The sequence below is a fragment of the Ruegeria sp. BC5 genome (assembly GCF_056539205.1).
In genome coordinates, this window is the sequence record NZ_JBQFUN010000001.1 from 95,269 (window position 1) to 107,078 (window position 11,810).

The following is an 11,810-nucleotide window of genomic DNA, read 5'->3' on the forward strand; positions in this document are numbered from 1 at the left end:
ATACAATCCTTACTATATCGGGCGCTATTTTAGCAGATCTCTCATGCATTGAAGGGCAACGCAATGATGTGCCTTTAGGTTGCGGATAGTAGCAAGCGCGATTGTAGGCTTCAGATCTATGTCTCGCGCTGGACTTTCTGTAACCCAGTGCACACGATGAACCGCTTTGGCTTCGGTGGTGTTGCCCTAGTTTAGGCGACCTTGGATGGCCGAGACCAGAGAACAATCAGTTGAAGCTTATTTCTGGCAGATTCTACTGGTCTCGTTTCGGCGCGTTGCCGCCTTGGATGGGCCTTGCTGCATTTCACCGCCGTCAAACAGTGCGCACAGTCGCCCTTTGCACCATAGCGCCAACGAAAATTTGAAAAGGTACCGTAAACCGGCGACCGTCAAAGCACAAATCTCGCGTGCGCGGCGTATGGCGGCAATGAGGGCTGCACTCCAGCATTCGATAGCCATGCCGAGAGTCCGCAATGGGTCGATGTCCCTACTCCAACCGCTTGGCCCGATCGGCCACCCGTTGAACCATAGAAACAGTCGCGCCGCCCGCCTGCCGTATTCCGGCTCCCGCGATCTCGGCGTTTGATCTGGTCCCAAAACGTGCCCGAGCTCGCGAGCCCTTTGTACCAATCAACCCCTTTGCGAAGCCGCCAGGGCCTGGAATGCTCGGCGGTCCGGCCATCATGAAGTTGCCTGAGATTGAACGGACGATCAGCGGGGTTGCGATGATCATGCCGCCTGCGAGAAACATCATCATGAAGAAGGGGACCAGCGCGCCGATATTGCTTGCACCGGATGGATCTCCGAGTTCGGTCATCAGCGAACGCGACATGCCGACGACGGTGGAAAACACGCCTGCGATCACGAGAGGGTAGAGAGCGTAAGACACAGTGCTGGACAGCCAACGGTGGAAATAGTCCTTGCTGACATCGAACAACGAAAGCGCGATCATGATGGGGGCGATGCCGATCATGAAGGCCAGCATGATCTTGGCAAAGATCAGAACAAGCCCGCAGAGTGCGCCGATGACGCCCAAAAGGAACGCACCGATCGCGCCGATCAGGGCTCCGGCCATCCAATGCATGTTGTCTCCAGCCGCGTTAAGGTAGTCGCCGAACTCTTCGATGAGATCGTCAAAGGCCCCGGCAAAGTAAGACGCGCCAGCCCCGCCGCCGCCAAGCCCCGCCACCATGCCGCCCGCGAGCTGGTCGAGCCCGTTGATGAGGGCGCTAGCCACGGCATTGAATTGGACCCAGTTCATCGCAAAGAGAGAGATCAGCATAAGCTTGAGGGCGAACCAAAAGGCGGTCCGCCCATCCATGGACTTGTACTGAAACACCATGTTGAGGAAGACGCCGATCACGGCGAGCGTCGAGGCTACGGCAATGACGCCGCCGAGCTGCCCGGCGACGTTGCCAAAAGTGGTTTGGGCCGCGTCATCCAGAAAGTTGTCGGTGGTCTCTACCATCCAGGTCACGACGCCCATAGGATTCCCCTCAGTTAGGTTTAGGCGCCCGCGCCGGTGCGGCGTTTCAGGAATGCCTTCAAGATGTGCTCACCGTCGAAATCCGGCACGACCGAGACCAGCTCCCAGCCATCTTGGCCAAGGGCGCTCAGCTGCGCTTCGATCTTTGGCGGCTTTGTCTTGGCGGTGTTGATCAGTTCAATCTTGTATTCAAACATGGGCTGTTTCCTTTGAATGGGCCGGATCAACCGGCAGGTAGAATTCGGTGATGCCGCGTGCGCCTTCATGGCGACCAGCCTGGATGATCACATCGATCGAGCGCGTGATGTAGTCGTTCATGTCCTGGTAGGTCATGGGCACGTCGGTTTTCAGGGCGGCGATGGCCAGGCGCTGCACGGCCAGCTGAGGGGTTTCAGCATGGAGCGTGGTGAGTGAGCCACCATGGCCGGTGTTGATCGCCTCAAGGAAGGTCATGGCCTCTTTGCCGCGTACTTCGCCCAGGACGATACGGTCTGGCCGCATGCGCAGGGTGGAGGTCAGCAGGACATCAGCGCTGCGTGTGGCTTCGTCGCGATCAGACATCAGGGTGACGACATGGGGCTGTGTTGGCCGCAGCTCGGCGGCCTCTTCGATCGTGATAATACGCTCGTCGGCGGGCACAAATGATAGGATTTTGCGTGCTGTGACGGTCTTGCCGGTCGAGGTTCCGCCGGACACGATCATGTTGAGCTTGTGGGTGACGCAGAACTTGATCGCGGCGTCGATGTCGCCGGTGGCCACGACATCCCGTAGCTCGGCATTGCGTTTGCGCCTTGCACCTTCATTGCTGCGCTCTTTTCCGAACAGGTAAGACAGCTTGATCTGCTCCAACGGCAAATCCGCGAAGAACCTCAAGGAAATCGCGTAACCGCCATCGACAGCGGGGGGCTGGATGACTTGCGCGCGGATCGGGCGGTTCCGATAGGTGATACTGACCGAGACGATGGGTTTCGTTCGGCTGAGCGTGGTGTTCGCGGCGGAGGCAATCTGATTTCCCAGGTCCTTGATCTCATTCGCCGAGAGCTGTCGATTGACGTTCCGCATGAAGTGATCCCCCTGAAACTCCGCCCACAGCGTGCCGTCGGGGTTGATGCAAAGCTCAATCAGCTTTGGATCGCGCGCCTCGGGGATCTTGTCCATCGAGCTTTGCAGATAGCTGGCCGCCATGATCAGAAAATCTCCAAATCACGGTCGACCATCACGGTGACGCGGGCACCTTGATCGACATAGATCACCGGCGAGACGGAGAGATATTCGCCGATCACGCTTTGCGCGCTGTCCTGAAGGTCTTCGCCAATGCCTTCCAGAACATCAGAGGTGATCTCATCTTCGGTGTTCTGGGCTGCCACAGCTGGCAAGGCTCCGATCAGCGATATCAGGGCGGCTGACCCGAACCGTGTGCCGAAACGGCTGCCGACAAAGCCGGTCGTGCCGGAGCGCCCCAGTTCGTCGCCACCAAAAGCGCTGATTTCAACGGTCTGATTACTGGGCAGAATGATCCGGTCCCAGGCGATCGTCACGCGTTGTTGCGCAATGTCGAGACCGGATTGATACCGCCCGATCAGCCGCGCGCCGCGTGGAATCAAGATCCGCGTGCCGTCATAGGCATGGACATCTTCCGATACCATCGCGCGGACCTGACCGGCGAGCGAGCTGTCGATCGCTGTCTCGAGCACGGCCTGGATCATCGTGCCCTGAACGACCGTGTTTGACGGGTTCACAATCAACTGGGCTTGCGTCACCTCAGCAGGTTCAGCGCCATTGCGGACAAACTCTGTGTCGCCATCAAGTCGACGCTGCTCGGCGGCGGTATCATTATTGCCGCTTCCAGTGCCGCCAAATGCGATGATTGGGCTGGCAATACGGGCTTGCAGTTCCTCAAGCTCGGCTTGCCGCCGCCGCTCGAGCTCTTGCAGGCGCAGTTCTTCGGCCGTGGGGCCGGTGGGTACAGGAGTGCGCGGCGTTTCCAGGCGTGCAAGCTCTAGATCGTTCTGCAGACGCTGGATTTGTCGCGCACGTTCTTCCAGCTCTTCGCGCAAGGCGGCTTGCGTTGCTGCTGCCTCGCTTCGCAACGCATCGATCTCTGCGCCCAAGGTATCCAATGCCTCAAGGTCGACGGTTGGGGCTTCAGCTGTAGGTGCGTTGCGCAGGGCTTCAAGCTCTTCCCGCATGGCGTCCATTTGCGCGCGCAGCTCTTCTGTGTCGCTGGCCGGTTCCGGCTCCGGCGGCGGGGCTGTGTCAATCGGTGCGGGCGTGGGCTCGAGCGCACCAAAGCCCGGTCCTTCCGCTTGGAACTCATCTGGGGAGGCGGTTTCCAAGCTGTCGGGTTCAGAGCCGCCAGAGAACAACAGCAATAGGCCGCCAAGAGCCGCGATTACCCCAATGCCTAGGGCGACGGCGAAAAAAGATGGTCGCGTTTTTGGGTTTTGTGGCTTTCCTTCAAGCGCTTCGAGGCGTTTCTTAAGCTCAGCTGTTTCACTCATTGTGGTTTGCCTCGCTCATCTCTTGGACGCAGATCTCGTCCTCGCCGAGCCGGAGAACCCATCGATCGCTGACACCTGAGACGCGGATCGCGCCATCTGGCCGCGCGAGCGCATTCACGCTGCGTTCATTGCCGTTTGACCAGCGAAAAATCGCAGGCAGCGGCGCGTTTGCGGCAAAGCGGAAATAGGTGAAGGTGCCGTCGTCCCAGATTTCTTGCGGGGTGATCTCGGTTCGCGCGCTGACGCCATAGGCGTGGTTTGCAGGATGGCTCGCGGCCACTCGGGATTGCCGGGGAGCGGACTCAGAATAGGTGAAGCGAATAACGTAGAAGGTCGGCGAACTCGCCTCGGTCACGTTGAAATAATAGCTGCGCCGGTTGGTGTAGACGGTGATGTTGGTGTGTGCTCCGCGCGTGACGGGCTTGATCGCAAAGGCCTGGCCTCCGGGCACGCCGTCGAGAAGGAAGCCTTCAGTGTCGCCAGCAATGATTGAGCGGATGGTTTCGCCTTGGCCGAACTCAATGCTGGTCACATGGGTCAGGCTGGTGCGGATGCGGTAGACCTGCCCATCTTGATAGGTGGCCAGCCGGACGCGGGCATCATAGGGGCCTTGGCGCGGCTGGGTCTCAGCATAGGCGGTGCCAGCAAGCGGAACAATTAAAGCGAGGATCAGGAATAGGCGGCGCATGGGTTACTCCAGACGATCTGAGCGGATCGCGTATTCGGTGACAGTGAAGCCGAAAGGGTTCTGCCAGACATCATCGATCGACCGGCTGTTCTCCGGCCGAAACTCAAACATCAGCGTTGCGGTGAAGAGCCCGTTTTGAGTGCCGCGCGGCGAGTTAAGCCGCTTGCGTAGGCGCACCTGGGCACGATTGGCGCTGATATGGGTGATCGAAAGCACCTCAACTTCAAGCCGGGCATCTGTGCCGTAGCTGTCGGGCGGATAGGCCTCATGGCCGCTGGTCCAAAGCGCGCGCAGCCCTGCAGAGGCCGCGCCGTCTGACTGGTCCAGGACCCGCCGCACGCGAACATCATTGTCGAGCTGATTATATGTCTCTCGATCAATGACATAGCGGTAGACCTGTGCCTCGATGATAGCGGGGCGTTCCGTGAGTGAGACCGCTTCAACCATGGCATTGGGGAGGGCCATGCCGGTTTCGCTATCAAAGGGCACGATCATGGGCGGCGGGTCCACGTCGAACAGGGCAACGAGGGCAGCGGCGAGGCAACCTGCCATGCCAAATGCCATGCCTGTCAGCCCCAGTTTCTGCCACATGAGCTCGCGTCGTCTTGCGCCGTAGACGAGCTCTTCTTCGATGATTTCTTCCTCGCTGTTCATGGGGTCAGTCCGCGCGCAAGTCTGGCAGGGTGAAGTCCATGTAGCGGCGTTCTTCGGCCAGCGTGGCGGCATCCACGACGCCGGACTGGCCCGCGCCGACGGTCTGAATGGCTTCGAGTTCCCACATGCGCGTCATGGCAATCGCCAGTTCGGCTGTGACGCGTGTGTTGTGATCGACGGCTTCCTTGAGCGTTTCCATGTCAGGGATCAGCGATACCAGCTGTTCGACCCGTTCCAGAGATTGCGCGGCCTCATCGTAGCTGTTCTCGGCCGCCGCCGACATCATCGCCCCGGTGCCCGCCTGGCTAGCGATCCGTTCCGCGCCCGGATTGCCGCTGCTGGCCATGTCGGAGAGGCTGTCTTGATCAAAGCCCGCGTCTTCCAGGGCTTGCGTCATACGGCCTTCCATTTGAGGCGCGGCATTGCCGATCAGGCCACTGAAATCGCCGCTTTGGATTTGCCGTATGGTGCCAAGGAGGTCGCCAAATTCTTGGTCTAGGAGGCCGTCAAGGTCGCCGCCCATGGCCATCTCGATGATGTCTGTTGCGCCTGTCAGGGCGGCGTAGGTCTCATTGAGCGTGTCGAGTTGCTGCTGCACTAGGTCGAGCTGTTCGAGAAGCGTGTCGAGTTGGTCGGTCTGGATCCCGAAATCCTCCAGCATCTGCTGCAGCTGACGAATTTCCTGCGCGATGTTGCGTGTGTCGACCGTGGGAACGCCTTGGGCAGATGCAGGGGACGCAACCAACAATGCGCAGGTGGCTACGGCAGAAAGAAAGCGGATCATCGGAGTGCCTCCAGATCGAATTGCATGAAGTCTTGCTCGTGCGCTTGAGCTGCCGCCATGGCCAGTTCTGCGGCGCTGAGCGGGCGGGTATGAGCGGCCTTGAGGCGCGTGCGGATTGCGATCAGGCGAGCGAGTTCCGCCCGCGCATAGGTGTTGAGCGTCATGGCCGCGTGAATGTCATCTGTCTCACCAATGCGGGTGATGATGTCCTGCACCCGAAGCGCGGCCGCTTGCACCGACACCAAGGAATAATCGCCATAAACTCCTGCACCAAAGGAGGTCAGGCTCATTGTCGAGTTGGCAAGCAAGACGGGATCAATCGTGCCAAGCGCGTCGACGCCGCCGACGCGGGCAAGGTAGAGATTGTAGCGTTCGGGGATCACCTGAACGTAGTGTTGGGTTTCGGCAAAAGGTGGCACACCGCCATAGCGCTGCACATTGCCGGGACCGGCATTGTAGGCAGCCAGCCCGTGAATGATGTTGCCATCAAACATGGCCAGCATCTGCGCCAGATAACGCGCGCCGCCTGTGACCTGGATGTGGGGGTTCTCATAGTAGGCCGGGTAGATCCCGAGATCCTGCGCCGTGCCGGGCATGATCTGGGTCAGGCCGAACGCGCCGACAGGGGAGCGCGCGCCTATGGTGAAGCGGCTTTCCTGCCAGATCAGCGCCTGCAGGAGGCAACGCCATTGCTTGGGCGACAGGCCCGCCGCGCGCACGCCGGGCATATGGTGCGTTTCCTGAGCCGCGCGAATGATCAGCTCTTCGATCGAACCCGAGGCATCGCCGAACATCTGTGCCGCGCCGGGGTTTGGGTCGGCCGGACCGTAAAGCGTCTCTGCGGCGCTCCCAGGCGATGAACCAGCTTCCAGGCTTTCGACCAGCGCGCCTGAGTTCCCGCTGGCAAGCGTCGCGGCATCGAGGATGTCTTCCAGCGTCTGGAGTTGTTCTTGCTCGAGCTCTTGAAGCTCGTCCTCTTTGGTCAGCCGATCCCACTGCAGCGCCAGATCTTGTTCGCCCTGCTGCAGCACGCGCTCGCGCTGTAAAAACATGCCCGCATCAAATGTGGGCACGCCTTGAGCATAGGCTAATGGCGCGCTGAAACAGACCAAGCCCGCAAAGATATGCAGGCGGTGCTTACTCACTGAGACCGCCAATCGGGCCAAGCAGCTCGAAATTGCAGTTGCTGCGGCTGACCTCGGCAAAGGAGTTGAAGCATTCAGCTTCTGACGGCCGGTATTCCGCGCAGGCTGTCAGGGTCAAAAGGGTGAGGGTCAGCACGCAAAGTCTACGCATCAATCTGTCTCCAAAAATCGGGGGTTTGGCGATAATCCGCGCCGACCAGTGCTTCGCCTTTTTCCATGCCGCCAAGGATCGTGAGGTAGGGGCCAAGGGCGCTGAGATCAGCGTCGATCACCACCGAACCTTGATCGTCACGCACCAGCGCCAGACGGGAGTTGCTGCCTGTTCCGAGCAGAACGCTGAGCTCTTTGTCAGTGAGGCCCAGCATGGTGTAATCGCTGGCCGAGGCGCGGATGTTGGGCAGCAGGAGCTGCGTCGGCACAGCCTCGACAATCGTCTTGCCGGTGCGAGTTTTCTCGAGCTGGCTTGCGTATTGGGTCATCATCACGACAACCGCGTTTTGTTTGCGCGCCGTGACCAGCCAATTGCTGAGCCGATCCGCGAAATACGGGTTGTCGAGCGCCTTCCAGGCCTCATCGATGATGATCAATGTCTGCTTGCGGTCTTCGATTACGCGCTCTACCCGCCGAAACAGGTAGGATAGGACCGCCATGCGTTCCTTCTCGCTTTCGCTGTCGAGTATGCCGGTCAGGTCGAACCCGACCACATCACCATCGAGCGAGAAGGTATCCTCAGCGCTTTGACCGAAGATCCAACCATAGCGACCATCTGCGGTCCATTCCTGAATCCGCTCGAACAGATCCCCTTCATCTGCCCCCGCCACAAAGAGGGAGGCCAAATCCTGCCAGTTGCGTAGGGCAGCATCGCTCGCCCCGGCGTTCTGGCGCACCACTTCTTGGATGCGGTTGATCTGAACCGGGCTCAGGGGCTTGTCGGTGCGATGCAGCAGCGTCGCCAGCCAATCGGAGAGCCAGGCTTGCCCGCGCCCGTCGATCTCGGTGCGAAGCGGGTTGAGACCTGTCGCTTCTCCAGCCTTGATGGCGCTGTAGCGCCCCCCATTGGCCCGCACGGCCATTTCCATGCCTGCGCGATAGTCGAGCACGAATACGCGCGCTTCGCAGCGCCGGGCTTGGGTCATGAGGAAGGCCGACAACACCGATTTGCCTGAGCCAGGACGGCCGAGGATCAAAGTATGACCACCGGTCGGCTCTTTGTCTGGCTGACCAGCCTCATGGTAGTTAAAAAAGAAACCAGATCGTTCAGGTGTCGGGAAGAGAGTGATCGGCTTGCCCCAAGGCACTCTATCACCCGGCTTGCCCAGTTGACCGCGATGCAGCGCTGCGAGATCGGCAAAGTTCGTGTTGGTGATAGCGGCCTTGCGGCTGCGCATCTGTCCATTTCCCGGATGCTGCGCGAAATAATGGGTCCGAGCCGCGAAGCTCTCATTCACCAGATTTACGCCTTCACTAGCCGCGATGTTGCGGACCTCGGCGGCGATTGCATCCAGCTTATCCTCGGTTTCGGCGAAAACCGTCACCGTCATGTGATGATCGCCAAAGCTGAGGCGCTTGGACTCAAGATCATCCAGCGCGTCTACCAGTTCTTCAGCAAGAGAAATCGCACCATCATCACTGGCCTTCATTAGGCGCTGTTGGCGCTTGATCCGGTTGGCCATGATGTTGCTATTGATCGGCGTGAAGGAATGCGTGACGACCATGTCGACGGGCAGGTTCAGCTCATCGAACATGGTGCAGTTGGTTTTGGCTGGATAGGTCTTGATCGCAAAGCTGGTGCCAAACCGATTGCCCTTCGTCCCATCGTCGAGCATGAAGCCTCGCCCTTGAAACGTGACGCGGGTGTTGGCTACATCTTCGGCAATGACGCCAAAGCGGGATTTTGCGAAAAGCGGGCGCTCCTGGCCAATATTGAGTGCCCCAAGGAAACCCAGCAGTTCGCCGCTTTCAGCTCCAAGCAAGCGCGGGTTCATCTCCGCAAAGGAGGATCGTAGAAACCCAACGACCTCCTCGAGCTTGCTCAGCTGCTTGGCTGTTTGGTCTTTCAGCTGTGCGATTGAATCTGCACGTTTTAAGCGCAGCCGTGCACCGAGAGGAGGACGTTTCAGCACCGTCAGCGTGAGCGTTTTGTCCCGCAGGCCCGCCCGCGCCATGGCCGTTTGCCAGCGGATGTCCAGCGCTTGTGCAAACCCTTCCTCGGGCACCGGTGGCAATGCGGTCTCGATCTCTTTTGAAACCTTGTGAACGTAGAAACTGTACTCCGGCCCTATCTGCGCGATGATCGCCGCGAAGAGCGCGCGGATCTTCTCCAAATGTGCGTCATCGCTGATCATGCTGTTGACGCCACCAAGGCGGATGCACTGGAACAAAGCATTGCCGCGCGTGCGGATCGTCACATCATTTACCAGGCTTACATAGGGCAGCATGCTGGCCATAGGCCGCTCTTTGTGCGCCCAGTCCGGCAGTACGGCAAAATCATCCGAAGCATCACGGAGCATAGCTGTCCCCCGAATGGATCTTGCGGTTCGGGGTGGGCGGCGTTTCCTGCAGCGCGGTGACCGTCACCTCAAGAAAGGCCGGGTCCCAGTCAGCGGCTTTCCACAGCGCAGGATAGGCCAGCGCGGCAATGATGATCACCGGCCAGCTCTGGACCCAGAGAAACAGCAACACAAACCCGAAGAGCCAAACCATGGCATACATGATCGGCAAGCCGATGAGCTTTGGCGGCCGGATCAGACCGAGGAAGAGGCGCGTTTGCGTTGCCATGCCGAATTTACGCGCCCCAGATCGCGGTCACGATGGTAGGTGCAGCTGCAATGCCTGCGATAGCGACCAGCACCCAAAGAGCTTGGCGGAAATCCAGAATGCCGAACAGCCAGGAGAGAAACACGCCGATCAAAGCCAAGGTGCCGATGACAATACCCAAGGGCCCGGTGATCGTGTCGACGATGCCCTGCAGCAGGTTCTGAACCGGCGAGAGGTCGATGCTCTGCGCCAAGGCGGGATTGGCAATCATTAGACTGGCCAGAGCCAGCGACAGGATCGTACGAAATTGTATGTGCATCAGGAGGCTCCAGTCAGTCGGTCACGCACGGCCATGACGCGGCGCACATGATTTTGGGTTTCTCGGTAGGGAGGGATGCCGCCATAGCGCGTGACCGCGTCTGGTCCCGCGTTGTATGCGGCAAGCGCGAGTTCGGGCGTGCCGAACTGTGCCAACATCATCAGAAGGTAGCGGGCGGACCCGTCGAGGTTGGCCTGCCAATCATGCGGATCGACGCCGAGCTGCGCGGCCGTCGCGGGCATCAACTGACCGAGGCCGATCGCGCCTGCCGAGCTGCGCGCAGTTGGTCGATAGGCGCTTTCGATCTCGATATTGGCTTGGAAGAGGGCCTGCCATTCCGTCACCGACAGACCCGCGCGACGCAACGCCGGGTGCCCGCCATATCGATGCGCGGTACTTTCAAGGGCTGCAAGGATTTCAGGGCGGGGAGCTGCGCGGGCGGGTGTAGGAGGCGGAGACTCAGGCTCCGGCGCTGCTAATACGATCAGCTCTGGCGGGTTTGCACCAATCCCGTCGACGTAGCTTTGTGCAAAACCTGATTGGGGTGATTTGGTCTCCAGCTGGCCATCGGCCCGCATGGAAAGCACGAAGCCTTCAGAATAGGCCGGGGCAGCAAGGAATGCTGCGAGGACGGCAAGTGGCTTAGCCCGCGTCGTCCAGCTTGTGTGAGGCGATCTTGCCTTCGAACATGGGGATCGAAACGATCGAAACGCCAAGGCCAGCAAGGAAGCTGGACAAGCCGTTGATTGTCTTGAACTCTCGGGCAGCCATGTTGTTGCGTGCTGTAACGAGCAGGCGACGCGTCTCGCCATCTGGCGAGACGCAATGCACGGTCCAAACTCCGGACCACTGAGCACCTGTACGTTTGGGCGTAACCCGGCACACAACATCCGCCGAATGACCCTCGGCAAGCAGTGTGCGCAGCCCGTCTTCACTGACAACATTGGGGGCGTCTTGCATCAAATTCATAGGATCGAGCCTTGCAGAATTGTGCATTGGCCCGGCAGTCCCTCATGGACTACCGAACCGATACAATATTATAATTATGCAATCAATAGGTGCAATTTGAGTTATTGCGCCCTTCATGCGTTGAAACAAATTTACTGCAACGGAGTGGCTGAGCCAAGATAATATGGCGCTTTTGAAACAAACATGGGCGGTTATGGTCGTTCTGAGCTGGGGTTCTGCCGCGATTGCGGGCACTTGCCTGCCGCCTGCGCCGCCTTGGATGCCGAACACTGCCAGCGACGTGCGGGTATATGCTGACTTGTTGAGGCGCGATGCGGAGACCTATTTTACCGATGTCGAACGATACTTCCGTTGCCTAAATCAGCAGAGGCGAGAGGTCTTCGAACAAGCGCGCGTGGTCAGTGGAGACTATGTGCGCGTTCTGGAATTCCTGGACGACATGAGGAAATGATACCCGTCCTCAATTAGAGAAAGCTGCCGTTCAACAAAGCTGCCGCGAAGGTCGCC

15 protein-coding genes are annotated in these 11,810 nt (G+C 59.4%); 1 reads left to right on the plus strand and 14 read right to left on the minus strand.

The window, feature by feature from the left end; all coding sequences use genetic code 11:
• Positions 1-487 precede the first annotated feature (487 nt).
• The 14 genes from ACR0LY_RS00465 to ACR0LY_RS00530 form a co-directional block, all read right to left on the minus strand.
• Positions 488-1,486, minus strand: coding sequence for a TrbL/VirB6 family protein (locus ACR0LY_RS00465; protein ID WP_170349224.1), 999 nt, complete (start codon positions 1,484-1,486; stop codon positions 488-490).
• Positions 1,487-1,506: 20 nt separating this feature from the next.
• Positions 1,507-1,683 carry a DUF4177 domain-containing protein gene (locus tag ACR0LY_RS00470; protein WP_170349223.1) on the minus strand — a complete coding sequence of 59 codons (177 nt, stop codon included), beginning with the start codon at positions 1,681-1,683 and terminating at the stop codon, positions 1,507-1,509.
• Positions 1,676-2,671: an ATPase, T2SS/T4P/T4SS family gene (locus ACR0LY_RS00475; protein ID WP_170349222.1), complete on the minus strand. Its 996-nt coding sequence runs from the start codon at positions 2,669-2,671 to the stop codon at positions 1,676-1,678. Before ACR0LY_RS00475 ends, ACR0LY_RS00470 begins: the two co-directional genes overlap by 8 nt.
• A 2-nt stretch (positions 2,672-2,673) precedes the next feature.
• The gene (locus ACR0LY_RS00480) at positions 2,674-3,987 is read right to left on the minus strand and encodes a TraB/TrbI/VirB10 family type IV secretion system protein (RefSeq protein WP_170349221.1); all 1,314 of its coding nucleotides are present in this window, start codon (positions 3,985-3,987) and stop codon (positions 2,674-2,676) included.
• Complete coding sequence (locus ACR0LY_RS00485) at positions 3,980-4,675, minus strand: TrbG/VirB9 family P-type conjugative transfer protein (protein WP_170349220.1); 696 nt, start codon at positions 4,673-4,675, stop codon at positions 3,980-3,982. The genes ACR0LY_RS00480 and ACR0LY_RS00485 overlap by 8 nt, the downstream gene beginning before the upstream one ends.
• Positions 4,676-4,678: 3 nt before the next feature.
• Positions 4,679-5,329: a VirB8 family type IV secretion system protein gene (locus ACR0LY_RS00490; RefSeq protein WP_170349219.1), complete on the minus strand. Its 651-nt coding sequence runs from the start codon at positions 5,327-5,329 to the stop codon at positions 4,679-4,681.
• Positions 5,330-5,333: 4 nt separating this feature from the next.
• Positions 5,334-6,113: a type IV secretion system protein gene (locus ACR0LY_RS00495; protein WP_170349218.1), complete on the minus strand. Its 780-nt coding sequence runs from the start codon at positions 6,111-6,113 to the stop codon at positions 5,334-5,336.
• Positions 6,110-7,258 (minus strand): lytic transglycosylase domain-containing protein, encoded by a 1,149-nt coding sequence (locus ACR0LY_RS00500; RefSeq protein WP_170349217.1) that lies wholly within the window; start codon positions 7,256-7,258, stop codon positions 6,110-6,112. The genes ACR0LY_RS00495 and ACR0LY_RS00500 overlap by 4 nt, the downstream gene beginning before the upstream one ends.
• Complete coding sequence (locus ACR0LY_RS00505) at positions 7,251-7,409, minus strand: hypothetical protein (protein ID WP_170349216.1); 159 nt, start codon at positions 7,407-7,409, stop codon at positions 7,251-7,253. Before ACR0LY_RS00505 ends, ACR0LY_RS00500 begins: the two co-directional genes overlap by 8 nt.
• Positions 7,402-9,768 (minus strand): VirB4 family type IV secretion/conjugal transfer ATPase, encoded by a 2,367-nt coding sequence (locus ACR0LY_RS00510; protein ID WP_170349215.1) that lies wholly within the window; start codon positions 9,766-9,768, stop codon positions 7,402-7,404. The genes ACR0LY_RS00505 and ACR0LY_RS00510 overlap by 8 nt, the downstream gene beginning before the upstream one ends.
• The gene (locus ACR0LY_RS00515; RefSeq protein ID WP_170349214.1) at positions 9,758-10,036 is read right to left on the minus strand and encodes a VirB3 family type IV secretion system protein; all 279 of its coding nucleotides are present in this window, start codon (positions 10,034-10,036) and stop codon (positions 9,758-9,760) included. Before ACR0LY_RS00515 ends, ACR0LY_RS00510 begins: the two co-directional genes overlap by 11 nt.
• 7 nt (positions 10,037-10,043) lie before the next feature.
• The gene (locus ACR0LY_RS00520) at positions 10,044-10,334 is read right to left on the minus strand and encodes a TrbC/VirB2 family type IV secretion system protein (RefSeq protein ID WP_114885057.1); all 291 of its coding nucleotides are present in this window, start codon (positions 10,332-10,334) and stop codon (positions 10,044-10,046) included.
• A complete protein-coding gene (locus tag ACR0LY_RS00525; RefSeq protein WP_170349213.1) occupies positions 10,334-10,912 on the minus strand; it encodes a lytic transglycosylase domain-containing protein in 579 nt (192 codons plus the stop codon). The genes ACR0LY_RS00520 and ACR0LY_RS00525 overlap by 1 nt, the downstream gene beginning before the upstream one ends.
• Positions 10,913-10,976: 64 nt before the next feature.
• On the minus strand, positions 10,977-11,303 hold the full coding sequence (locus ACR0LY_RS00530) for a hypothetical protein (protein WP_058243064.1): 327 nt from the start codon (positions 11,301-11,303) through the stop codon (positions 10,977-10,979).
• A gap of 163 nt (positions 11,304-11,466) precedes the next feature.
• Between ACR0LY_RS00530 and ACR0LY_RS00535 the strand changes: the two genes are divergently transcribed.
• Positions 11,467-11,754, plus strand: a complete 288-nt coding sequence (locus ACR0LY_RS00535) for a hypothetical protein (RefSeq protein WP_170349212.1) — start codon at positions 11,467-11,469, stop codon at positions 11,752-11,754.
• Positions 11,755-11,810: the final 56 nt, after the last annotated feature.